Consider the following 22,470-nt stretch of genomic DNA (forward strand, 5'->3'; position numbering starts at 1 on the left):
CCGTGGAACACTGGCAGGGGCGCTGCCGCGACGCGGCGTCCCTGCGTTTTTATCCAGTTATCAAGCAGGCAACCAGCGCGATTGCATCAGCATGGGGGCCATCAGTTACCACGTTCAAATCAGGGGAAAATTCGATGCGTTCACTTTCATCCAAGACCATTCTCGCCGCTGCTGGGCTTATCCTGTGCGCCGCCAGTTCGCTGGCAACTGCCCCATCGGCTGAGGCACAGGGACGCACAACCGGGCGTCTGGAAATGCCATGGCAGAAGGGCAAATGCCCTTATGGATGGAATCGTGAGAAAGACTCTGCTTTCTGTGTGCCGTTTATGGCCGTCAAGCCAACGCCAGCGGTCTATGTTCGGCAGAACAAGACTGTTGCCTGCGATCAGGGCTATTTTGTCGATACAGTCAACGATCTGGTGTGCACCTCATATGACTTGTTGACCGCGCGTTTTGCCGACCGACCCGACGGCATCGCCAGGGCCGGCATCCTGAACCGCTGTCCCACCGGCTGGCAGGCATCGAACAACAACAAGCAATGCTTCACGGAAATCAAAAACGCGCCCGCTCCGCGCCTGAAGAACGGCAAGCCGTGTGCACCGGGCGAGCTGGATGATTGGGGCATCTGGTGCACATCGAGTTATGAGCACCTGTCTTATGCTGAAGTTGACCTCGCTTCAGTCAGGGACTTCAACACGATCTACGCCAACGCCATGAACGATGGGCTGGATTACAACTCGATTCCGTCAGGCTTGTCACCCGATGCCAAGGCCTTCTTCAAGGGTGCAGACAAGTCTTCGGACACATCCTCCGCTGCGTCGGCTTCGACAAGCGAACCTGCCACCAAGGCTGCTGAATGCACCACCGGATCGGACGTCGGTGCGGCGATTGGCGGTGCGCTGGGAGGCCGCACCGGCGCGGCCCTTGGCGGCGCGCTGGGCGGGCTTGGCAAGAAGAAGAAAAAGAGCGGCTGCTGAACAGACGGCGGCGCTGCCTGCGTCTGCATCCCCCCAGGTGGATGAGCCGATCAAGGCAGCGCCTCTGTTGCAGAATCAAGCCAAGGTAACCGAAGGAATTCAGAGTGAAGCGCCAATTTTCGATGATCGCAGTGGCAATGCTGACGGCGTTGATCGCCGCCCCCGCTGCGGCACAAAGCCCGCAATCCGCCAAGGTGATCCAGTCATTTCCGGCGAAGGACGACGTGCTGAAAGAACAGCCGCTCACCGCCGTGCGGCTGGAGTTCGATAAGCCGGTCGAACTGGTCCTCTTGAGCATCCGTGACCCGTCGGGCGAGAAGATCAACGTTTATCCCGCGGACGGCGATTTCTCAGAAACCACGGTGGCTGCCAAGGTTGTCGAGCTGCCGCTTCCTGCTGCGCTAACCGAAGTAGGCAGATACCAATTATCATACCTCGTGACCGGAGAATCCGTCAAATCGCTTAACGGCCACATCTATTTCGAATTGCAGGGAAAATACCCCCCGCCCAAGTTTTATGTGCAGATACCTTACAATGGTAGCTATCTGTCGGAACCGCTCACGCAGATTAAGATGAACCTGGATCAGGTCATTACTCTGCAAAGCCTTGATGTGGTGCGGATGGTGGAGGTCGATGACGGTGTCTCCGTTAAAACGGTCATGAAAACTATCGCTACGATTGTCGGTGCCGATACGCCGGTCACAAGCGAACTGACCGGGCAGGAGTTCAAATTTCCGGTTGATCCCAGCCTGACGCCTCCAGGAAAGTATGGCATCACATACAGGTTTACCGTGTCGCATCCCGACGGCAGCGTATCGGAGACGACCAGCACCGCCAAATTCACGGTCAGTTCTACCGATGAGTGAAAAGCCCCTGTTTTGGAAAGTGACGTAACCATGCCGAAGTTTTTGCCACTGGTGATGACAGCCTGCCTTGTTGCAGCGCCTCTGCAAGCACAGCCCCGCTACACAATGGGAAACGAGCCGGTCACGCTGAGCGCGTCCGAAACCGATCCGTGCAGCTACGGCGAGATTGTCGAACTCGCGCCGGAGACCACGATCAGCGTGTATCCGGGTGCCAGCGAGGAACTTGAACCCATTGGCGAGTTGGCAGAAGCCACCCCCGTCTGGGTCTGCGAAACCAGCAATGACGAACAAATGGTCGGCATCATCTATGCCACATACCAGGGCGAGGACTGCGAGGTATCGTCCCCGGTCGCAGAAGATACCGATTATTTCGGCCCATGCGATTCCGGTTGGGTAATGGCGCGGGATGTCAAACTCCTCGCCGGCTGATTGGCCTGACGCGCAAAGCTGCGCGGCAGCACGGACCGCAACTCGCGGCTTCGTCTGGCTGCTTCATGCCAAGCTAAGGCTATGTGCAAGCCAATCTGCCCCGCCACGGTCAAAAAAGAAGCTGCCGCTACCAACGGCACGCCAAAATCTTCGAAAGGCTCAATGACCGAAACGGGGTCGTTTCCAGAATGTCCGCTTTTGGGCGGAGAATGTGAAAATTGGACACAACCCTCCACCGGTTCACGGCCCGCCTGATCAGGCGACCGTCTTCAGATCAGCAGATGCCCTGACCGGTCGCGTTTGGTCGCCAGATAGCGGGCGTTGTGCGGATTGTCGGGGAGCTGGTGCGGCACGCGTTCGCTCACGGTGATCCCTGCCGCTGATAGCGCGGCGACCTTGGCCGGATTGTTGGTCAGCAGCCGGATCGTGCGCGCCCCCAGCAGTTCCAGCATCCGCGCCGCGACCGGGAAATCGCGGGCTTCATCGGGCAGGCCCAATCGCTGGTTCGCCTCGACCGTGTCGAAGCCCTGATCCTGCAGGCGGTAGGCGCGCAGTTTGTTGATCAGCCCGATCCCGCGTCCTTCCTGCCGCATATAGAGCAGCACGCCCCACCCGCCTGAGTCGCGCGCTTCATGCGCCATGGCGTGCAGCGCTGCGTCGAGTTGCGGGCCGCAATCGCATTTGAGGCTGCCGAGGATATCGCCGGTCAGGCATTCGGAATGCAGCCGCACCAGTGGCTGGCGATCACCGCTCTGCTTGCCGATGACCAGCGCGACGTGTTCGCGCAAATCGGCGGCGGAGCGGAAGGCGACGATCTCGGCATCCTCTGCGGCAGAGACGGGCAGGCGGGCGCGGGTGACGATCCTGAGCGCACCGGCTTGCGAATAGGCGGCGAGATCGGACACGGCCACCGGCACCGCCTCGCCCGCATCCACCGGATCGACGAGAAACGCAGGCAGGATCCCCGCAATCCGCGCCAGTTCCAGCGCGGCGGCGGCGGTTTCGGCCCAATCCAGCCCCGCCGCCTTGAACGGGCCTTTGAGCGGATTGCCGAGATCCAGCGCCGGATCGGCAATCGGCAGGGCATCGCGCAGGGTGAAAGCCTCACCGCCCGCAATCAGCACCGGCGAATGGGGTACGCCAGAACTTCGGGCGGCCTCGCGCTGGTTGGCGAGTTTCAGGGTCGCGGCGCGGGCGGCGGAAATCAGCATTCGCGGCGCGTGCACGCCTTGTGCAATGGCGGTTTCGACCGGCAGCAAGACCGGCCCGCCATCAAACGCCAGCGGCCAGCCGTGGCGCAGCGCATCGACCGCCTGCGCCGCACGGCGTTCGGGCGATGGGGCAGGCGACGGCGTGGTCAGAGATCGAACTCCGTCACCAGCGGCACGTGATCGGACGGCTGCGTCCATGCCCGCGCATCTTCCAGCACGCGGTGCGCGGTGACCTGCTTGGCGAGATCGGGCGAGGCCCACATGTGATCGAGCCTGCGGCCCTTGTCGTTCTCCTGCCAGGCCGGATTGCGATAGCTCCACCAGCTGTAATAGCGCGCCGGGTGGGGCACATGTTCGCGCCCGATATCGACCCAGCCGTGCGCGTCGCGGAATCTGCCCAGCGTCTCGACCTCGATCGGCGTGTGGCTGACGACCTTGAGCAGTTGCTTGTGGCTCCACACATCGCTTTCCAGCGGGGCGATGTTGAAATCGCCGACGATCAGCGTCGGGCGATCCAGCTTGCCCGCCCACTGTGTCATCCGTTCGAGGAAATCGAGCTTCTGGCCGAACTTGGAGTTCACGGCGCGGTCGGCCACGTCGCCGCCTGCGGGGACATAGACGTTCTCGACCAGCATATCCTTGCCCAGCACCTCTACCCCGATGTGCCGCGCCTCGCCATTGTTCTGCCAATCGTGGCGGGCGGCTTCGCGGATCGGCACGCGGCTGACCGTGGCCACGCCGTGATATCCCTTCTGCCCGCTCACCGCCTGATGGATGTAGCCGAGATTGGCGAGCGCTTCGGCGGGAAACAGGTGGCTCTCGCACTTGATTTCCTGCAGGCACAGGATGTCGGGCGCAGCTTCGGTAAGCAGCTTTTCGATCAGGCCGATGCGCAGGCGGGCCGAATTGATGTTCCAGGTGGCGACAGAGATCATGCGGGCGGACTTAGGGTGCTATAGCCTTAAAATCCAGCCACCGGCGATGCGGTCAATTCGCAAACCGTCACTTTACGGTCACCTTCGCACCCGATACCGCGGCCGATCAAGGAGAACCTGTGATGACCCCGTCCCGCGTGCTGATCGCTCTTGTCGCTGCTGCCCTTCCGCTGGGCGCTTGTGCAACCACTGCGGAACCCCGTCCGGCACCGGTCGCCCAGCTCGCCGCACCGGCCAAGGCGAAGAACGTGATCCTGTTCATCGGCGATGGCATGGGCATCTCCACCATCACCGCGGCGCGCATCTACGAAGCGCAAAAGCGCGGGGAGACGGGCGAGGAAAACAGCCTCAGCTTCGAAAAATTCCCTAATGTGGCGCTGGTCAAGACCTACAACACCAATGCCCAGGTGCCTGACAGCGCGGGCACGGCGACCGCGATGCATTCCGGGCTGAAGACGCGGATCGGGGTGCTTGGCATCGGGCCGGACGCCGAGAAAGGCGTGTGCACGGATGCGCTCGCCCACCCGTTGCCCTTGCTGGGCGAAGAGGTGAAGCAACGCGGTCTCGCGCTCGGTATCGTCACAACCACGCGGCTGACCCACGCCACCCCGGCCAGCGTCGTCACCCGCAGCGCTGACCGCGACTGGGAGGCCGATAGCAACATCCCCGCCGATCAGCAGGGGCAGGGCTGCAAGGACATCGCACTGCAATTTGCGGAAACGCAGTTCGATGTCGCGCTGGGCGGCGGCACTTCGGTGTTCTACGGCAAGGACAAGGAGCGCGCCGGCCGCCGCAGCGAAGCCGCTGCCGATCTGCCCGGTGCATGGGCCGCCAAAAGCGGCGGAACCGTGGTCAAGACCGCCGCCGAACTGGCTGCCGCGCCGATGGACAAGCCGGTGCTCGGGTTGTTCAATCCCAGCCACCTGACCTACATGGCCGATCGCAAGCCGGATTCGCCCGAACCCACTCTCACCGACATGACCGCTACGGCGATCACACGGCTTTCGGCTGACCCTGACGGGTTCTACCTGATGGTCGAAGGCGGGCGCATCGATCACGCGCACCACGGCGGACAGGCGGGCTATGCACTGGAGGAGGCGGTCGAGTTTGCCCGCGCGGTGCAATATGCGGTCGACAACACCGATCCGGCTGAAACGCTGATCATGGTGACGGCCGATCACAGCCACGTGTTCACCATCGCGGGCTACCCGCAGCGCGGCAACGATATCCTCGGGCTGGTGGTGCCGCCCGCCGGGCGCGGCGAGGATGGCGGGGATGGAACCTCGCCGGTGCTGGCACTGGACGGCAAGCCTTACACCACCCTCGGCTATGCCAATGGCCCCGGGGCGGTGCGCGGCGAACGGCAGGTGCCCGAAACCGGCATTGCTGCGCGCCAGCAGTCGCTTGTGCCGACCGGCGGCGAAACCCACGCGGGCGAGGATGTCGCCCTGTTCGCCACCGGCCCCGGCGCGCAGCGCGCACGCGGCGTGATCGAGCAGAACGTGATCTACAACATCATCCGCAAGGCGCTGGGCTGGGAGGAGTAGTTTAGAAGGCCGATCTTTGGCGTTATCCGGCGGGCGTAGCCACGCCGCAAGGCCGGCCGGCCGCCCGCAGCGATGCGCCCGTAGGGCGCGTGAGCGAGGATTTCGCAGCGCGGATGCGCTGCGGAACACAAATACCCCAAACAAAAACCCTCGACCCGGGGGCGGTGGGTCGAGGGTTCCATGGAGCGTTCGTCACGCTTGTTCAAGACAGGCCCACTTCGAAGGGTGGGCAACAGGGGGGAAACCTCCCTTCAGCCCGTCTTGCCTTCAATAATTAGCGGTTCGAGCCTTTCACGCAGATGAACGCGGGTGAAATTTTGTCGGTTCTATACAACCGTTCGTCGACGTCCGCCCTATCCCGGACGACGGGTCGAGCGGCGCGGATCCTTGAATGTGAAGGTGCTATCAGCCACCGCAACGCCGTAACGCTGGTTTGACAATGCCACGCGGGTGCGGTTGTTCTGGGCATCCAGCGCCACCCAATGGGTCAGCTGGAGGCCGCCGGGTGCCGCCGCGTTGCGCACGAAGATCATGTTGATCATCCCGAATTCGGGCTTCTTGGGATCGCGCACTTCAACGCTCAGCACATCGGGATTGCCGGTCGGCACCATCTTGCCGAACCGCTTCACATCCTTCTGCGGATCGAACAGCGCGCCCAGCGGCGAATTGCCGATCGGCCAGCGTTCGACCTGGTTGACCTCGTAATCGATCATGTAGAGCGACTTGCCGTTCGAAATGACGAGGAAATCGGCATCCTTGCCGTAATCGAAGCGGATCTTGCCAGGACGCTTCAGCGTCATCACACCGCGGATGGTGTTCCCCATCCGGTCGGTCTGGTTGAAATCGGCCTGCATCGTGCTGATTTCGCGCAATGCACCGACCACGCGGTCAAGATCGCCAGCCGACTGTGCAGCGAGCGGCGCGGTGACGGATGCGGGCGCGCCGGGAACGAGGCCAAGCGCAAGCGCGCCGGCACCAAGGCCGAGCAACGCTGCGCGAAACGGGATGTGGAGGTTTTTCATGCCGGGCGGACTAATGCCGCCGGCTTGAACTGTCGATGAATTATCGCGCCCGCCCTTATACATCAGGGGCGCGGCAAGCCGATCTTACTTGATCTTGGCTTCCTTGAATTCAACGTGCTTGCGCGCCACCGGGTCATACTTGCGGAAGCTCATCTTCTCGGTGATGTTGCGCGGGTTCTTCTTGGTCACGTAGAAGAAGCCGGTGCCCTCGCTCGAGACGAGGCGGATCTTGACGGTGGTTGGCTTCGCCATGGCGGGTTCCTGTAAACTGGGTGGCCCGGCGAATTGCTGCACGCAGGGCTGAAAAAGCAAATAGCGGCGCGCCCGGAAGGCCCGGCACACCGCCACATGGGCGCGCCATTCGCCGATTCACGGGGAAAAGTCAAGGCGGGTTGCGCCCGCGCCTTACCAGTCCGAACTGCTGGGCCGCCCGCGATTGGCCTTCACCGCGCCGCGCACCTTCTTGGTCTTCAGCCGCGCAGTCTTGCCGATGCGGTTGAGCCGTGTTTTGGCGCGCCGCTTGGGCACGGTCTGCGCCTCTTCCAGCAGCGCGGTCAGCTTGACACGGGCATCGGCGCGGTTGGCTTCCTGCGTGCGGTGCGCCTTTGAATTGATGATGAGATCACCGTTCCCCGCCAGTTTCGATCCCGCCAGCGTGCGCAGCCGTGCAAATACCGGCGGGGACAGGCGCAGGGCGTAGATATTCACCCGCAGCTCAACTTCGGTGGCGACCTTGTTGGCGTTCTGGCCGCCGGGGCCGGAACCAGCGAGGAAGCTTTCCTCTGCCAGACGCACCGCGCGCGCTGCTAACGGTTCGGGCGCGTCGTCATCCATCCATCGCCCCCAGCGCGGCGAAATCGGCTGGCAAGCGCGCGCGGGCTTTGATCGCGGGTTTACCGGAGCGGGTGACCGTGAGCGATTCGGCGTGGAGCATGGTGCGCTTCGCACCCGCCACCGATCCCGCGCCATAGACCGGATCACCCAGCAAAGGCGCACCCAAGCCTTTAAGCGCGTGCACCCGCAACTGGTGCGTGCGGCCGGTTTCAGGCCGGAAGCGAATCAGGCTGTGCGGCCCCAGTTCCTGCACCAGTTCCCAGTGCGAGATGGCAGGCTTGCCCTTCTTGGCGGCGATCATGCGCCAGCCTTTTTCGGCGGAGCTGATCTTGGCGAGCGACAATTCGATCGTGCCGCTCGCCTCCGGCGGGTGCCCGGCGAGGATCGCGAGGTAGGTCTTGCCCACCAGCCGTTCCTCGAACGCCTTGTTGAACCGGGCCAGCGCCTTGGGATTGCGGGCGAGCAGCAGGCAGCCCGATGTGTCGGTGTCCAGCCGGTGAACCGCCACGGGCGGGCGCTGGAAGCCCAGCTTCAGCTGTTCGAGATGATCGTCGAGACATGCGCCGCCCTTGCGCGGCCGGTCGACTGAAAGGCCCGCGGGCTTGTCGATCACCAGTGCTTCGCCGTCTTCGTAAAGGATTGTAATGTTCATATAAGTTCTGCCCGCATCAGTCCGCGCAGGGCATTGCCGAGCCAGAAACCGTGTTGAAGATCATCGAGAGTAAGGTCTGCCTCGCGCGCTTTTCCGCCTCCGAGCAGGTGTTCGCGCAGCACGCCGGGCAGCAGGCCCAGCGTGACGGGCGGGGTCAGCAATATGCCGCCGGGCGCTTCGGCGAAGACGCAGGTGAAGCTGCCCTCGGTCACCAGCCCGTCTGCCCGCACCAGCAGGGCCTCGTCCGCGCCGAAGCTGCGCGCCGCGGCGAGCGCGTCTTCGTAAAAGCCGCGATCCGATGTCTTGTGCGCCAGTCGCCAGTCGGACGGGTCGAGCGGATTGGGCAGCGCCGCGACTTTCACCGGCTCGCCCAAAGGCGCGGGCAGCGGCGCGGTTTCGAGCGCGCTTGCTCCGCTGCGAGCGACCAGCAGCCGCACCCGCGCAGGCGCATCGAGCTCGAAACACAAGGCCTGGATCTGGTTGCGCACCGCGTGCCGATCAAAGGCGAAACCCAGCGCCGCCGCGCTCGCCTTCATCCGCGCAAGGTGCCCTTCGAGCAGCGCGATGCCGCTATCGGGCGTGAACTTCATCGTTTCGATCAGGTCGCATTGCGGTGCAGCCAGATCCGGCGCGGCGCGGCGCAAAAAGCCCGCCTTGACCTCGCATTCGCGCCGTTCGGACAGCGGATCGCTATCCGCCACAATCGCCGATCCGATGCCGAGCACCGCTGACCCTTGCCCGTTTTCGATGGGGGTGAGGCGCAAGGTGCGGATCGCAACATTGAACGCCGCGTTGCCATCAGCATCAATCCGGCCAATCGCGCCGCAGTAAGGCCCGCGCGCGTGACGCTCTGCCGAAGCGAGCAATTCCATCGCCCGGATCTTGGGCGCGCCGGTGATCGAACCGCACGGGAACAGCGCCCGCACCAGATCCATCGCGCCCTTGCCGGGGCTGAGCCGCGCGCGCACGGTCGAGACCATCTGGTGCACCGTGGGGTAGGTTTCGACCGCGAAGGGCGCGTCCACCGCCACGCTGCCCGCCTCGGCCACGCGGGCCAGATCATTGCGCATCAGATCGACGATCATCAGGTTTTCGGCGCGGTCTTTGACTGAAGTGGCAAGGTCTTGCGCCAATGCGCGATCGGCCACAGGATCGGGGCTGCGCGGACGCGTGCCCTTCATCGGTTTGACCTTGGCTTCGGCCCCGGCGACGGCGAAAAACAGCTCGGGCGAAAGGCTCAGCAGCCAGTGCGAGCCATCGAAGATCAGCCCGCCATAACCGGCATCGGCGGCGGGGCGCAGCGCGGCATAAAGCCCCACCGGATCGCCGCGGTACGATCCGGCGAGTGGATAGGTGAGGTTGGCCTGATAGATATCGCCCGCGTGGATCGCCTCGCGCATTGCGGCGAACGCCCGTGTGTAGCCCCCCGGCGACAATTGCGGCGCCATCGGGCCAAGCGTGCCCGGCCCCTCTGCCCGCGCGGCCAGCCATGCGGGCACATCGGCAGCCGCAATCCGCTGTGGCGCGGCGCCGAACAGGCCGAGCCACACCAGCGGCCCCGCCGCGCCTGATCGTCCTGCGGCCAAGCCCGCCAGCTTCGGTTCGAGCGCCAGTCCGGCTTCGTAAGCAATATAGCCTGCCAGCGATCCGCCGCTTGCCACCCGCGCTGCCTCTGCTGCGGCCAGCACGCCATCGACCTGATCCGGCCGATGCGCGACGAACACCGCCTGCGGCGCTTCGTACAGCAGCGCATCCGCCGCCGCCGTTCCGGCGCGGGCGTCATCGAGCAGGACGAATGGCACTGGCTGACCCATGGGCCGATCCTTAGCCCAATTCGCCGCCAAGTCGAGAACTTGACCGCCGCCGCGTGCCCCTGCATTCAGGCGCGGAACGGTGACTACGGGGCCAAAACGGGGCCAAAGCGGGGGGCGCATGATGACGGAAATGGCGGGCGATATCTATCTGGGTCTGGGGGCAGACGGGTCGCGGCAGGCGCTCGCGCTTAGCCGGTCGAACCGTCACGGGCTGATCGCAGGGGCGACCGGCACCGGCAAGACAGTGACCCTGCAAGGCATTGCCGAAAGCTTTTCTGCCGCCGGTGTTCCGGTGTTCGTTGCCGATGTGAAGGGCGACCTTTCAGGCATCGCAATGGCCGGATCGTCCACTTTCAAGCACGCCGCCAGCCTTGAGGCGCGGGCCAAGGAACTGGGCATCACCGATTATGCCTATACCGATAATCCCGTGATTTTCTGGGATCTGTTCGGCGAACAGGGCCACCCGATCCGCACCACTATCAGCGAAATGGGGCCGCTGCTGCTCGCCCGCCTGCTCGATCTCAACGAGACGCAGGAAGGCGTGTTGCAGATCATCTTCCGTTACGCTGACGAGAACGGCCTGCTGCTGCTCGATCTGGCCGATCTCACCGCGCTGCTGCAATGGGCGAACACCAACGCTGCCGAACTGTCGGGCAAATATGGCAATGTCACCAAGCCTTCGGTCGGTGCGATCCAGCGGCAATTGCTAAGCTTCGAAGCCCAGGGCGCGGAGCATTTCTTTGGCGAACCGGCGCTGGAGATCGACGATTTCCTGAAGGTGGACGAACAGGGCCGCGGCTATGTCAACGTGCTGGCCGCCGACAAGCTGATGCGCAGCCCCAAACTTTACGCCACCTTCCTGCTGTGGCTGCTGGCCGAACTTTTCGAAAGCCTGCCCGAAGTGGGCGATCCGGAAAAGCCCAAGCTGGTGTTCTTCTTCGATGAAGCGCACCTGTTGTTCGATGATGCGCCCAAGGCCTTGCAGGACAAGATCGAACAGGTGGTGCGCCTGATCCGGTCCAAGGGGGTGGGCGTGTTCTTCGTCACCCAGAACCCGATCGACATTCCCGAGAAAGTCGCAGGCCAGCTTGGCAACCGGGTGCAGCACGCGCTGCGGGCTTTCACCCCGCGTGACCAGCGGGCAATCAAGGCAGCGGCAGAGACGTTCCGGATCAACCCCAACCTTGATGTCGAAACCGCGATCACCGAGTTGAAAGTGGGCGAGGCGCTGGTGTCCACCCTTGATGAAAAGGGCGCGCCAACGGTGGTGGAGCGCACCCTGATCAAGCCGCCGCGTTCGCGGCTGGGGCCGGTGACGCCGAAGGAACGCGCGATCATCCAGTCGATCAGCCCGCTCGAAGGCAAGTATGATACCCGCATCAACCGCGAGAGCGCCGAAGAAGTGCTCGCCGCCAAGGCCATCGATGCCGCCGCCACCGCCGAAGAAGTGGCTGAAATGGGCGAGGAGGAAGTCGGCAAACGGTCGCGCAAGAGCACCAGTCTTTGGGGCAAGGCAGTTTCGCGCGGAACGCAGGTTGCCTTGGGCGGGGCGGCGGGCGTGGCTGCGTCGAAGATGCTGGGCAAGAAAAGCCGGGCCAATCCGATCGCCTCGGGCGTCACCTCTGCCGCAGGGTCGATCGCCACCGATCTTGCCGGACCGATTGTGGGCCGGTTCGTGCGCAACCTGATCGGCGGCCTGATGCGCTGATGTCTGCCCGCCAACTGCAATGTTTCACGTGAAACATTGCAGCGCGGCGCAGCAAGACGGCAGCAAGCGGGGGCAAGCGAGGGTCTAACCGGGGTCTAAGCCGCGTCTTGCGCGGGCCTTAGCGCGGGCGGTGGGTGGTGCCTTCGCCAGCGGTGATGAAAATCGCGGTCGCCGCTTCGGCCACATCGGCAGTGTGCCACACCCCCGGCGGATTGATCGCATACTCCCCCGCCGTGAGCGCCACGCTCTCGCGCCGCCCGTCCGGCCATTCCTGCACCAGCACCATCGCGCCCTGCGTGCAGATCACCACTTCCGCACCGGCGGGGTGCATTTCCCACGCGGCCCAATCTTCGGTGAAGGTGTATTGCGACACCAGCCGCCCCTCCGCGCCATCGGCAGCGGCCCGCGCGCCATAGGCTTCGTACCATTCCATCCCGGTGAAGGGCGGCAGCACCTCTGCCGCCGCCCCCAGTCCAAGGTGGATGAACCGTTCGTCCAGCCGGGGCGCGGTCATGCCGGAGTTTCGGCAGCGATCATGCAGAAGGCATTCAGTTTGTTGCCATCGGGATCGCGGAAATAGGCGGCGTAGAACCCGTCTTCGCCGCGCGGGCCGGGTGCGCCTTCGCACGAACCACCATGCGCCATCGCGATATCATAGACCGCGTGGACAGCTTCGGGCGCTTTCACTTCGAGCGCGACCATCACCCCGTTGCCGACCGTGGCGGCCTGCCCGTCAAACGGCAGGGTGGCCGCAATCCCCGGCGCGCCGCCCCATTCGCCCCAGGCGATGAAGGCTTCGGTATCCATCATCCGCCCGAGGCCGAAATGCCCGGCCAATGCATCGTAAAACGCCGCCGCGCGCGGCAGATCATTGGTGCCCAAAGTGACGTAACCGATCATGTGATTTCCTCCCGTAACTGTGCGACTCGCATGCAGAACAATACAGGAACAAAGTCACCCTCACAAGCGGGCAGGTGACGCCCTAAATGCCGCCCAGCTTGAGCACGGCGTCGGCCATGCCTTCGAACCCGCGCCTGATGCCGCTGCGCCCGGCGAGCGGGGCTTCCTCGATCAGCACCACGCCATCGCCCGCTTCCAGCCGGTCTTTCAGCAGCACTTCGCGCCCGAAGAAATAGGGCCAGAAGGTCTCGCTGCGGATCACCGCATAGGCCAGCCCGGCGGAAAAGCCGATCAACTGCCCTTCGCCCACGATCCGTCCGCGCGCCGCCGGTTCGATCCGCACCCCGCGCCCGCCTTTCACCACCAGCCGCGCCGGGCCGTGAAAGGCAAGGTAACGCCACTGCCAGGTCAGCAAAGCGGGCAGCGAGAAAATCCGCCAATGACTGGTTATGCGCAGCGGCTGGCCTGCGGACTGCACCACGCCTGCCAGCGCGCTGGGGCGCAGCACGCAGGCCGCGCCTTCCGGCACCGCCAGCACCGCCAGTTCGGCAAAGGGGTCTTTTACGGCGGAAACCGTCACCCGCTCGCCCGCTCCGCGCACGGCGGTGAGGAACCGCATCCCGCTGGCAAAGCTGGTGAGCGGGTGGCCCCAATCCAGCAGCCAGCGGGTGCGTTTTGCGCCGGTGAGCGAGGAGGATTGCAGATAGTCCTGCCGCACCAGCGCCTCGTCATCCGGCCCCAGCGTGATGGTGGCCGACACCGCCGACTTTTCGTTGCCCGGCGTGGGCGGGGCGGTGCCAGCGGCGCCAAACCGCATCGGCGGCCAGCGCGCCGCCATCGGCGCAAGCACATGATAGGCGATCACACGGTAGGCGAACGGGATCAGCGTGGCGGCGATCAGCCAGGTAAACGCCTCGATCAGAATATCGCGCAAGGTTACGCGGCCCGCATCGCCGATCAGGTTTTCGGCCAATGGCTCTGCTTGAACCGCAGCCAGCGCCGCCTGCGCTGCCGCCATCTGTTGGCGGGCGGCCAATGCCGCATCGCGGCGGGTTTGAAGGGTGTCGGCCAGCTCGCAGCTTTGCGCGGCGGCCTCTGCCAGTTCCGTGCGTTCCTGCCGGATGACCTCGCGCAGGCCCTGTTCGATCCGCCACTGCGCCTTGAATGCTTCCAACCGCTGGCGTGCCGCGGCGCACCGCGTGCGCGCAGCGGTGATCGCGCCTGCCGTCGGCATGGTCGGGTTGGCGGCGAAAAACCCCTGCGCCTGTTCGATGCTCTTTCGCGGGGCTGCAATGCTGCCGAGCGCTGCCAATTCGCTTGTCATCGCGGCGATTTCGATGTCGGCCCGCGACCGGGCAATGATTTGCGAGGGGCGATAGGCGGAGAACCACCCCGATTCGGCAGCATCGCGCCGCTTTTCCGCCGCCTCCAGCGCCCGCTGGCGCTGTGCGATATGCTGTTCGAGCGTGCCGGATGGCAAAGCCTTCGCTGCGGCCACGCGCTGCGGCAGCGCTTGCTGTTGCGCGGCGAACCCGGCCTGCAATTCGCCGGTGATTTCGGCGTAGCTGCGGTTCTCGCTATCGAGCAGCTGCATCATTTGTCCTGCGCCGGGCCATGCCAGCGCAAGGAATGCGGCCACGGCGACCAGCAGCGCATAGAGCAGCGCGCGGTTCCACAACCAGTTCAGCAGACGGGTCATTCCTTTGGGATAGCCGCCGCGCAGCCTGACCTAGAGCGCCGCCGTTTCCCGTTCCAGCCACGCCAGATCATCGCCGGAAAGCTGCGGGGCGATAAGTGCGCGCACCTTGGCGTGATAGGCATCGACCCAGGCGATTTCGCTTTCGGTGAGCAGGGTCTTGTCGATCAGCTTGCGATCCAGCGGCACGAAGGTCAGCGTTTCAAACCCGAGATAGCGGCCTTCCATCCCTTCAATCTGCCGTTCTTCCACCAGCACCAGATTCTCGATCCGGATGCCGAAGGCGTTCGCTTTGTAATAGCCCGGCTCGTTGGAAAGGATCATGCCTGCGAACAATTCCTGCCCGGTGCCGGCCTGCCCGCCCGAAGGCTTGGCAATGCGCTGCGGGCCTTCATGCACGCCAAGGAAGCTGCCGACCCCGTGGCCGGTGCCGTGGGCGTAATCGACGCCTGCCTCCCAAAGATATTGCCGCGCCAGCACATCGAGCTGACCGCCAACGGTGCCTTGCGGGAACACGGCGCAGTCAATCTGGATGTGGCCTTTCAGCACGCGGGTGAAGCGATCGCGCATTTCCGCCGTAGGTTCTCCCATGCCATCTGGCGTCCCAACCCACACGGTGCGGGTGATATCGGTGGTGCCGCCGCCTTGTCCGGCGGCATATTGTCCGCCCGAATCGACGAGGTAGATCGAACCCGGCGGGATCGGGATATTGCTGTCGTCATCCACCTTGTAATGCGGCAGCGCGGCGTGGCCGGCGGCGGCGGAGATCGTATCGAAGGAAAGGTCACGCAGGGCCGGGTCTTCGGCGCGGAAGGCTTGCAGGCGCGCGGCGGCGGCAAGTTCGTCCACGCCGCCCTTCGGCGCTTCCACTTCCAGCCAGCGCAGGAAGCGGCTTACCGCTGCCCCGTCCCGCGCCTGCGCATCGCGGTGGCCCTGCTGTTCGACCGGGTTCTTGACCGCCTTGGCAAGGATCGTGGGATCCTGTTTGAAGACGAACTTCGCGCCCCCGCTGCGCAGGGCCTGCGCAATGCCGACCACAGCGAATTCGGGATCGAGCGCAACGCTCTTGCCCGCAAGTTCGCCCGTCAGCGCTGTCTCGAACGCGGCGCGATCCCGCACGGTTACCGCATTGCCCAGATGGCGGACGAGTTCAGGCGTCACTTTTTCGGGCGCGATGAACAGCTCGGCGCTGCCATCCTTGTGCGCGATCACATAGGACAGGGCGACGGGCGTGTGTGCGACATCATTGCCGCGGATGTTGAGCAGCCAGGCCACCGAATCGAGCGCCGGGATCACCACCGCGTCATGGCCTTCGCGGGTCAGCCAATCGGCCACCGCCGCGCGCTTTTCGGCCGAGGATTGTCCTGCCTGGCGATCATCGTGGACCATGGCAACCGCTGCCGAAGGTTCGGGCTGGTCGGCCCAGACTGTGTCTATCGGGTTGCTGTCCGCAGGCACCAGCGTGATGCCCTTGGGGTTAACGCGGCCCTCCAGCGCTTCGACCCAGGCCCAGGTGTGCAGCCACGGATCATAAGCCACCTTGGCCCCGTCGGCGCACACTTCGGCCAGCCACCCACCCAGGGTATCGGCAGGCACGCTCTTGTAATCGAACAGCTTTTCATCGACCTGATCGCGCACCTGCACGGTGTAGCGCCCGTCAACGAAGATTGCGGCATGATCCAGCGTGACAGCGGCAAAGCCCGCCGATCCGCCGAATCCCGTCAGCCAGCGCAGCCGCTGGGCATAATCGCCGACATATTCGCTCATATGTTCATCGCTGATCGGGATGATGAAACCATCCACCCCGCGCCGCTTCAGCTCCTCGCGCAGGGCGGCAAGGCGGGCTTCGTGGGTTTGCATCAGCATTTCAATGATCCTCGTCTGGCGGCGTCGGGCTGTATGGGCACTTGCCGCGCAGGAATGTGTCAGTAGAACCGCCAACATAGGCCCAAAGCCTGCATCTTTCCACCCGGACGCATTACAGGGACAACCGCATATGACCCGCCCGATCAGCATTCTGGCCCTTGCTACCGCACTTGCCGCCACCACCTTTGCGCCAGCCGCCGCGAACACCACTCGAGAGGATTCAACCCGCGTGACCACATCTGCCGCCGCTGTTTCTGCTGCATCTGACATCAAGCCTCCGGTCGCGGAAAAGCGCCCGCATTCCTACACCCACCACGGGATCACCATCGAAGACCCGTACGACTGGCTGTATGACAAGTCCTATCCGGTGGTGGATGACGAGGATGTGCTCGATTACGTAAAGGCCGAAAACGCCTATTTCGAAGCCAAGATGGCCGCGCAGGAGCCGCTGACCGAGGCGCTGTTCACCGAAATGCGCGCCCGCATCAAGGAAGACGACAGCACCGTTCCGCAGAAAGATGGCGAGTTCCTCTACTGGAGCGAGTTCGAGGAAGGCGCGCAGTATCGCAAGCACTGGCGCAAGCCCGTTGCCGGCGGCGAAGACGAGTTGCTGATCGACGAGAACCAGTTGGCCGAGGGACAGGAATATTTCCGCCTCGGCGCGGCCTCGATCAGCCAGAACGGCAGGTATCTCGCCTATTCGACCGATACCAGTGGCGGCGAGCGTTATACCGGGCGGATCAAGGATTTGCAGACCGGCGAGCTTCTGCCCGATGTGCTGGAAAACCTGCGCGGTGATCTGGTTTGGGTCGCGAATGACACCGCGCTGGTCTACGGCCCCTCGACCGAGGAATGGCGCACGCTGGAGGCCAAGCTGCACGTGATCGGCACGCCGGTGGAAAGCGACGTCACGCTTTACAAGGAAGAAGACCAGTCCTTCGGCGTCGGCACCGGGCTGACCGCGCAGGAAGACTGGCTGGTTATCGCCACCGGCGACAACGAGACAAGCGAAGTTCGCCTCGTGCCTGCCGCCAACCCCACCGCTGAACCGATTCTGGTGAAGGCGCGCAAGAAAGGCGTCGAATATTCGGTCGATGTCCGCGACGGGGAATTGTGGGTGTGGACCAATGACGACCACATCAACTTCCGCCTCGCCAAGGCGAAGCTGGAAACGCCGGGCGACTGGCAGACCGTGATCGCCGGGTCGGACGAATTCTATCTGACCGGGTTTGATCTGTTCAAGGATTTCTACGTCACCGAAGGGCGGTTGAACGGGCTCGACCAGATCCAGTTGCGCCAATATGGCGATCCGGCGAAAATCACGCCGATCACCTTCCCCGAGGCCAGCTATACTGCGGGTCTTTCGAACAATCCCGAATATGACATGAAAAAGCTGCGGCTGTCGTACCAGAGCATGGTCACGCCCGGCACGGTGTTCGATTACGACGTGGCGACCAGCGGGCTGGAAACCCTGAAGACGCAGGAAATCCCCAGCGGTTACGACGCCAATCTCTACACGACCGAACGCCTGACCGTTCAGGCACGTGACGGGACGATGGTTCCCGTCAGCATCGTAATGCGCAAGGATCGCGCCGAAATCCTGAAGAAAGCCGGGATCGAAGGGCCGGGGCCGCTGCATCTTTATGCTTACGGCGCCTATGGCTATGCCATCCCGCCGGGCTTTTCGACCTCGCGGCTCAGCCTTGTGGATCGCGGGTTCGCCTACGCCATCGCGCACATCCGCGGCGGCGATGATCTGGGGCGGCGCTGGTATCTGCAAGGCAAGATGTTCGAACGCACCAACACCTTCAACGATTTCGTCGATGCCGGGCGCGGATTGATCGCGCAGGGCTACACTGCCGAAGGCATGGTGACGGCCAGCGGCGGATCGGCCGGCGGCGAGCTGATGGGGGCGATCATCAATCAGGACCCCGCGCAATATGGCGCGATTGTTGCCCACGTGCCGTTTGTCGATGTGCTGAACACCATGCTCAACGAAAAACTGCCGCTGACGCCGGGCGAATGGCAGGAATGGGGCAACCCGATCACCGACAAGGCGGCGTTCGCCTATATGCTGTCCTATTCGCCCTATGATCAGGTGGTGGCCAAGGATTACCCGCCAATGCTGGTGACCGCAGGCCTCAACGATCCCCGCGTGACCTATTGGGAACCGGCCAAGTGGGTCGCCAAGCTGCGTGATGTGAAGACCGACGACAACCTGCTGCTGATGAAGACCAACATGGGCGCAGGCCACGGTGGGCAGTCCGGGCGCTGGAACAGCCTCAAGGAAACGGCGGAGGAATTCGCCTTCATCCTGTGGCAGATGGGGATGGCGCCGAAGGAGTGACCGAGCCCCTCGCGCCCCGTTCGTGTCGAGCGTAGGCGAGACACCCTTCTCGGCCTCTCGACTTCGCTCGAGGCGAACGGAGACACCTATGACCCACCGCTTCACCCGCACCTACGTGGCCGAGCCGCAGCACATCGACGCGCTCGGCCATGTCAACAATACCGTGTGGGTGCAGTGGATTCAGGACATGGCCACCGCGCATTGGGACACGGCGGCGCGGCCCGAGGATCGCGCTGCGTTCTTCTGGGTCGTGGTGCGGCACGAGATCGATTATCGCGGCAATGTGTCCGAGGGCGAAAGCGTCACCGCCACGACATGGATCGAAGGCCCGGCGATGGGCGCGAAGTCGCTCCGCCGCGTGGAATTCGCCGATGCGAGTGGCAAGCGCCTCGTCAGCGCGGCGACCACCTGGGCGATGCTCGACAAGGCGACCGGACGGCTGGCGCGGGTGCGGCCCGAAGTGCTGGCGCCGTTTTTGGGCGAATAGCTTGATCCCGTTCGTCCTGAGCTTGTCGAAGGACTGCCGTTCCTTTCGCGACGTGCGCCCGACATCGAAGTGAAGAACAGCCCTTCGACAAGCTCAGGGTGAGCGGAATTGGGTTAAATCTCCCAGATCTAAGCCGCGCGTTCCCGCTTGCGTTCAGGCGGGGCCTTGGTGAACACGGTCAGGCGTTCATAGGCGAGACGGTTCCGGCCGCTCGCCTTGGCTTCATACATCAGCGCATCGGCGCGGGCGTAGAATTCGGCGAAGGCCATCTTGTGGCGGCGCGCTTCGGACAGCATCACCACGCCCATGCTGGCGGTAACCGGCAGATCGAGACCCGGCACCTGCTTTGACACCCGCATCGTGATTGCCTGCCGCAGCGCTTCGGCCCGTTCCAGCGTGCGTTCGCCGCGCAGCAGCACCACGAATTCCTCGCCCCCCAGCCGCACCGCAATCGAATCGCGGTCGGTTCCGGCCCTGATCGCATCGGCGCACGCCACCAGCGCGGCATCGCCGACCTGATGGCCGTGCAGATCGTTGATCGCCTTGAACCGGTCGAGATCGACCAGCGCGAAGGTATCGAAGCCCTGCGCCACCAGCTCGTCGAACCGCGCCTCGATAGCGCGGCGGTTCATCAATCCGGTCAGCGAATCGCGGGTGGAAATCTGCTCCAGCATCCGCGCCTCGGTCAGCGCGGCGTCGCGTTCGTGGCGCAGCGCGAGGAAGCGGTCGGCAATCGCAAGGCTGATCACGATCACCTCGATCCCGACCGCGACGTACAGCATCTGGTCAAAGCTCTGCGGCGCGACATGCCAACCCAGCCCGCGCAGCAGCCGTTCGACCGAAGCGATGATGATCGGCGCCCACGCCACTGCGATGAAGCGGGCGGAACGGCTGCCATGCACCAGCGCTTCGATCAGCGCGGCGGTGATCACCACGATGAAGGGGATATAGGTGACGAAATAGGCCCAGTCGTCAAACGGCTGGGTCATATCCAGTTGCAAGGCGAAGAACCCCGGCACCGCGATGGTGAAATATCCGGTCGCCAGCGTCAGCCGCCGCATCAGCCGCGATTGGGCACCGTGTTCGAGGAAATGGGCGAGGAACAGCGCCGATAGCCCGCCGCCAAATGCGTACGACAGCGGCGCCATCACCGCCATCACCGCTATCGGGACAGAGGCGATGGTCGAAACCAGCCCGCCTGCAAACAGCACATAAGTCATCATCGCGCCGACGATCCCCGCGTGCAGCACCACGAACCTGTCGCGCAGCACGAGGAAGAAGCTGATGTCGAACAACAGCGGCAACACCAGCATGCCCATCACGAAGGCCAGCAGCACCAGGCTGATCTGCGGCCATTGCGCGCGGCGGCTGTCATGGGTGATGCGCGCCTCGGTCAGCAGCGGCACCGAATGGGGCGCTTCGATCCGGACGAGCAGCATCGCGGTATCGGGCGTGATCCGAGGCAGCGCCATGCCGAACACCGGCCCTGCGGCAAAGGGCATGCCATCGGCCTCGGTCAGGCGCAGGCTGCGGGTGGTGCCATCGCGGTCAACCGCATGGAAAGTGATCGTTTCAAACCGCGCAACGCGGCTGAAGAATTGCCGGGGCAGCTCTTCGCCCTGCCAGCTACCGGAATCGAACCGCAGCCACGCCGCAGGCACGCCCGATTGCCAGCCTTTGGCCGAACAGGTCCACACGGGTTGCGTAAGCATGTCCTGCAAGGTGCGATCCGCCCCGGTGGAAGCGTGGCAGACAGGGGCGAAACTGGGCAGCGCCCCGTCAGCCGCATCGTCAGCCGCAGCGGCAGGCCGGGCGACAAATATCGCCAGCAGCAATATCGCCGTGCATAACCGGATCAGAAGGCGCAACCGTCCCATGCGAAACAGATTACAGGCAAGCCCTTACGATGCTGTTAAGCCGGAAATCTCCATTTTGGAGGAAATCCTATCCAAGTCAGATGCTTGATCGAGTTGTTGCGAATGTTGCAACCCACGAAATTTTCCTCCGGCCACAGTTGCTGAATTCGTCACATTCCTGTCATGAATAACGCCTAGCGCGCCAGTAATCTGCATGATCGGGGTCAACCATGTCTTACCGCACCACCAAGCCTTCTGTCCGCATAGCCGCGCTCGCGCTGGCAAGCCTTGCCCTTGCTGCCTGCGATGGCGGCGGCGGCGGCGCGCGCACTTCGGTGCATGCGGTGGGGTCATCGACGGTCTATCCCTTTGCCAAGCTGGTGGCGGAAAACTTCGCCCGGTCGAACACAGAAAGCCGTTCGCCGCTGATCGAATCCACCGGCACCGGCAATGGAATCAACCTGTTCTGTTCGGGCGTTGGCCCCAACACGCCTGACATGGCCAACGCATCGCGCCGGATGAAGGAATCCGAATTCGATGCCTGCGCAGCCAACGGGGTGACCGAGATTGTCGAACTGCAAGTCGGCCTTGATGGGATCGCCTTTGCCTCGCGTCAGGGCGGGATCATGCTCAACCTGTCGCCCGAAACGGTCTACAAGGCACTGGCCGCCAAGCCGTTCGGCAAGGACCAGACCGCCAAGACCTGGAAGGATGTCGATCCGGCGCTGCCCGCTGAACCGATCCTCGTTTATGGCCCGCCCAGCACTTCGGGCACCCGCGATGCGCTGAAGGAACTGGTGCTGGAAGTCGGCTGCAACACCGATCCGGCCATGAAGGCGCTGAAAGACAGCGACGAAAACCAGTACAAGCAGGTCTGCACCGAAGTGCGCAATGATGGCGGCTATGTCGATCAGGGCGAACAGGATAACCTGATCGTGCAGAAGATCGTCGGCAATCCCAAGGCGGTGGGCATTTTCGGCTTTTCCTACCTCGAAGGCAATCTTGACAAGGTTCAGGGCCTGCCGATGAACGGGGTTGATCCGACGTATGATAACATCACCAGTTTCGCCTATCCGGGCGCGCGGGCGATGTATGTCTATGTCAAGAAGGCGCATATGCGCGCGATCCCGGGCCTTGGCGCGTTTCTGGGCGAATGGGCCAAAAGCTGGGACAAGGATGGCCCGCTCGCCAAGATCGGGATGGTCGCCATGCCCGCTGACGCGATGGCCGCCAACGCCGCCAAGGTGACCGAACTGCCGCTGCTGACCAAGGCCGATCTCGCCGCGAAGTAAGCAAGTAACGCCGATTGCGCCTTGGGAGACA

20 protein-coding genes are annotated in these 22,470 nt (G+C 63.8%); 8 read left to right on the top strand and 12 right to left on the bottom strand.

Features of this window, described 5'->3' with window-relative positions; translation table 11 throughout:
- Positions 1 to 2: 2 nt before the first annotated feature.
- From IP79_RS08890 to IP79_RS08900, 3 genes are all read left to right on the top strand, one after another.
- The gene (locus IP79_RS08890) at positions 3 to 977 is read left to right on the top strand and encodes a hypothetical protein (RefSeq protein WP_156318203.1); all 975 of its coding nucleotides are present in this window, start codon (positions 3 to 5) and stop codon (positions 975 to 977) included.
- A 104-nt stretch (positions 978 to 1,081) separates the two neighbouring features.
- A complete protein-coding gene (locus IP79_RS08895; RefSeq protein ID WP_054118849.1) occupies positions 1,082 to 1,843 on the top strand; it encodes a copper resistance protein CopC in 762 nt (253 codons plus the stop codon).
- 105 nt (positions 1,844 to 1,948) lie between these two features.
- A complete protein-coding gene (locus IP79_RS08900; RefSeq protein ID WP_156318205.1) occupies positions 1,949 to 2,272 on the top strand; it encodes a hypothetical protein in 324 nt (107 codons plus the stop codon).
- A gap of 269 nt (positions 2,273 to 2,541) precedes the next feature.
- Here the strand turns inward: IP79_RS08900 and ribA are convergent, their stop codons facing one another.
- A complete protein-coding gene (gene ribA / locus IP79_RS08905; RefSeq protein WP_082337113.1) occupies positions 2,542 to 3,681 on the bottom strand; it encodes a GTP cyclohydrolase II in 1,140 nt (379 codons plus the stop codon).
- Positions 3,630 to 4,418 carry an exodeoxyribonuclease III gene (locus IP79_RS08910; RefSeq protein WP_054118851.1) on the bottom strand — a complete coding sequence of 263 codons (789 nt, stop codon included), beginning with the start codon at positions 4,416 to 4,418 and terminating at the stop codon, positions 3,630 to 3,632. Before IP79_RS08910 ends, ribA begins: the two co-directional genes overlap by 52 nt.
- A 122-nt stretch (positions 4,419 to 4,540) precedes the next feature.
- On the opposite strand from IP79_RS08910, the gene IP79_RS08915 reads away from it, so the two are divergent.
- Complete coding sequence (locus tag IP79_RS08915; RefSeq protein WP_054119040.1) at positions 4,541 to 5,965, top strand: alkaline phosphatase; 1,425 nt, start codon at positions 4,541 to 4,543, stop codon at positions 5,963 to 5,965.
- Positions 5,966 to 6,318: 353 nt separating this feature from the next.
- On the opposite strand, the gene IP79_RS08920 is transcribed toward IP79_RS08915, so the two are convergent.
- The 5 genes from IP79_RS08920 to pabB form a co-directional block, all read right to left on the bottom strand.
- Entirely contained in the window at positions 6,319 to 6,987 is a 669-nt protein-coding gene (locus IP79_RS08920; protein WP_054119041.1) for a LolA family protein, read from the bottom strand.
- A gap of 84 nt (positions 6,988 to 7,071) precedes the next feature.
- Positions 7,072 to 7,239, bottom strand: a complete 168-nt coding sequence (gene rpmG / locus IP79_RS08925; RefSeq protein WP_017664380.1) for a 50S ribosomal protein L33 — start codon at positions 7,237 to 7,239, stop codon at positions 7,072 to 7,074.
- 153 nt (positions 7,240 to 7,392) lie between these two features.
- The gene (gene arfB, locus IP79_RS08930; protein WP_054118852.1) at positions 7,393 to 7,821 is read right to left on the bottom strand and encodes an alternative ribosome rescue aminoacyl-tRNA hydrolase ArfB; all 429 of its coding nucleotides are present in this window, start codon (positions 7,819 to 7,821) and stop codon (positions 7,393 to 7,395) included.
- Positions 7,814 to 8,473 (bottom strand): RluA family pseudouridine synthase, encoded by a 660-nt coding sequence (locus IP79_RS08935; RefSeq protein ID WP_054118853.1) that lies wholly within the window; start codon positions 8,471 to 8,473, stop codon positions 7,814 to 7,816. The genes arfB and IP79_RS08935 overlap by 8 nt, the downstream gene beginning before the upstream one ends.
- Complete coding sequence (gene pabB / locus IP79_RS08940; protein ID WP_054118854.1) at positions 8,470 to 10,287, bottom strand: aminodeoxychorismate synthase component I; 1,818 nt, start codon at positions 10,285 to 10,287, stop codon at positions 8,470 to 8,472. The genes IP79_RS08935 and pabB overlap by 4 nt, the downstream gene beginning before the upstream one ends.
- A 121-nt stretch (positions 10,288 to 10,408) precedes the next feature.
- Here pabB and IP79_RS08945 point away from each other — a divergent pair, with 121 nt between their 5' ends.
- Positions 10,409 to 11,995 carry a helicase HerA-like domain-containing protein gene (locus IP79_RS08945; protein ID WP_082337146.1) on the top strand — a complete coding sequence of 529 codons (1,587 nt, stop codon included), beginning with the start codon at positions 10,409 to 10,411 and terminating at the stop codon, positions 11,993 to 11,995.
- 118 nt (positions 11,996 to 12,113) lie between these two features.
- Here IP79_RS08945 and IP79_RS08950 read toward each other — a convergent pair whose 3' ends face one another.
- The 4 genes from IP79_RS08950 to IP79_RS08965 all read right to left on the bottom strand — a co-directional run bounded on the left by IP79_RS08950 (position 12,114) and on the right by IP79_RS08965 (position 16,457).
- Positions 12,114 to 12,509: a cupin gene (locus IP79_RS08950; protein WP_054118855.1), complete on the bottom strand. Its 396-nt coding sequence runs from the start codon at positions 12,507 to 12,509 to the stop codon at positions 12,114 to 12,116.
- Positions 12,506 to 12,895 carry a VOC family protein gene (locus tag IP79_RS08955; RefSeq protein ID WP_054118856.1) on the bottom strand — a complete coding sequence of 130 codons (390 nt, stop codon included), beginning with the start codon at positions 12,893 to 12,895 and terminating at the stop codon, positions 12,506 to 12,508. The genes IP79_RS08950 and IP79_RS08955 overlap by 4 nt, the downstream gene beginning before the upstream one ends.
- A gap of 82 nt (positions 12,896 to 12,977) precedes the next feature.
- Entirely contained in the window at positions 12,978 to 14,594 is a 1,617-nt protein-coding gene (locus IP79_RS08960) for a hypothetical protein (RefSeq protein WP_054118857.1), read from the bottom strand.
- A 30-nt stretch (positions 14,595 to 14,624) separates the two neighbouring features.
- Complete coding sequence (locus tag IP79_RS08965) at positions 14,625 to 16,457, bottom strand: aminopeptidase P family protein (protein ID WP_054118858.1); 1,833 nt, start codon at positions 16,455 to 16,457, stop codon at positions 14,625 to 14,627.
- A 130-nt stretch (positions 16,458 to 16,587) separates the two neighbouring features.
- Here IP79_RS08965 and IP79_RS08970 point away from each other — a divergent pair, with 130 nt between their 5' ends.
- On the top strand, positions 16,588 to 18,804 hold the full coding sequence (locus IP79_RS08970) for a S9 family peptidase (RefSeq protein ID WP_054118859.1): 2,217 nt from the start codon (positions 16,588 to 16,590) through the stop codon (positions 18,802 to 18,804).
- Positions 18,805 to 18,892: 88 nt separating this feature from the next.
- On the top strand, positions 18,893 to 19,291 hold the full coding sequence (locus tag IP79_RS08975) for an acyl-CoA thioesterase (protein ID WP_054118860.1): 399 nt from the start codon (positions 18,893 to 18,895) through the stop codon (positions 19,289 to 19,291).
- A 128-nt stretch (positions 19,292 to 19,419) separates the two neighbouring features.
- Here the strand turns inward: IP79_RS08975 and IP79_RS08980 are convergent, their stop codons facing one another.
- Positions 19,420 to 21,168, bottom strand: coding sequence for a diguanylate cyclase (locus tag IP79_RS08980; RefSeq protein ID WP_054118861.1), 1,749 nt, complete (start codon positions 21,166 to 21,168; stop codon positions 19,420 to 19,422).
- 209 nt (positions 21,169 to 21,377) lie between these two features.
- Between IP79_RS08980 and IP79_RS08985 the strand changes: the two genes are divergently transcribed.
- Entirely contained in the window at positions 21,378 to 22,439 is a 1,062-nt protein-coding gene (locus tag IP79_RS08985) for a substrate-binding domain-containing protein (RefSeq protein ID WP_054118862.1), read from the top strand.
- Positions 22,440 to 22,470: the final 31 nt, after the last annotated feature.

It is taken from the genome of Porphyrobacter sp. AAP60, from assembly GCF_001296025.1.
Classification (GTDB): domain Bacteria; phylum Pseudomonadota; class Alphaproteobacteria; order Sphingomonadales; family Sphingomonadaceae; genus Erythrobacter.

Excerpts from the sequence above, each read along its gene's own strand:
- IP79_RS08900 (WP_156318205.1), top strand. The coding sequence starts at position 1,949 with ATGGGAAACGAGCCGGTCACGCTGAGCGCGTCCGAAACCGATCCGTGC.
- ribA (WP_082337113.1), bottom strand. The coding sequence starts at position 3,681 with ATGGACGCAGCCGTCCGATCACGTGCCGCTGGTGACGGAGTTCGATCT.
- IP79_RS08910 (WP_054118851.1), bottom strand. The coding sequence starts at position 4,418 with ATGATCTCTGTCGCCACCTGGAACATCAATTCGGCCCGCCTGCGCATC.
- IP79_RS08915 (WP_054119040.1), top strand. The coding sequence starts at position 4,541 with ATGACCCCGTCCCGCGTGCTGATCGCTCTTGTCGCTGCTGCCCTTCCG.
- IP79_RS08920 (WP_054119041.1), bottom strand. The coding sequence starts at position 6,987 with ATGAAAAACCTCCACATCCCGTTTCGCGCAGCGTTGCTCGGCCTTGGT.
- rpmG (WP_017664380.1), bottom strand. The coding sequence starts at position 7,239 with ATGGCGAAGCCAACCACCGTCAAGATCCGCCTCGTCTCGAGCGAGGGC.
- arfB (WP_054118852.1), bottom strand. The coding sequence starts at position 7,821 with ATGGATGACGACGCGCCCGAACCGTTAGCAGCGCGCGCGGTGCGTCTG.
- IP79_RS08935 (WP_054118853.1), bottom strand. The coding sequence starts at position 8,473 with ATGAACATTACAATCCTTTACGAAGACGGCGAAGCACTGGTGATCGAC.
- pabB (WP_054118854.1), bottom strand. The coding sequence starts at position 10,287 with ATGGGTCAGCCAGTGCCATTCGTCCTGCTCGATGACGCCCGCGCCGGA.
- IP79_RS08945 (WP_082337146.1), top strand. The coding sequence starts at position 10,409 with ATGACGGAAATGGCGGGCGATATCTATCTGGGTCTGGGGGCAGACGGG.
- IP79_RS08950 (WP_054118855.1), bottom strand. The coding sequence starts at position 12,509 with ATGACCGCGCCCCGGCTGGACGAACGGTTCATCCACCTTGGACTGGGG.
- IP79_RS08955 (WP_054118856.1), bottom strand. The coding sequence starts at position 12,895 with ATGATCGGTTACGTCACTTTGGGCACCAATGATCTGCCGCGCGCGGCG.
- IP79_RS08960 (WP_054118857.1), bottom strand. The coding sequence starts at position 14,594 with ATGACCCGTCTGCTGAACTGGTTGTGGAACCGCGCGCTGCTCTATGCG.
- IP79_RS08965 (WP_054118858.1), bottom strand. The coding sequence starts at position 16,457 with ATGCTGATGCAAACCCACGAAGCCCGCCTTGCCGCCCTGCGCGAGGAG.
- IP79_RS08970 (WP_054118859.1), top strand. The coding sequence starts at position 16,588 with ATGACCCGCCCGATCAGCATTCTGGCCCTTGCTACCGCACTTGCCGCC.
- IP79_RS08975 (WP_054118860.1), top strand. The coding sequence starts at position 18,893 with ATGACCCACCGCTTCACCCGCACCTACGTGGCCGAGCCGCAGCACATC.
- IP79_RS08980 (WP_054118861.1), bottom strand. The coding sequence starts at position 21,168 with ATGGGACGGTTGCGCCTTCTGATCCGGTTATGCACGGCGATATTGCTG.
- IP79_RS08985 (WP_054118862.1), top strand. The coding sequence starts at position 21,378 with ATGTCTTACCGCACCACCAAGCCTTCTGTCCGCATAGCCGCGCTCGCG.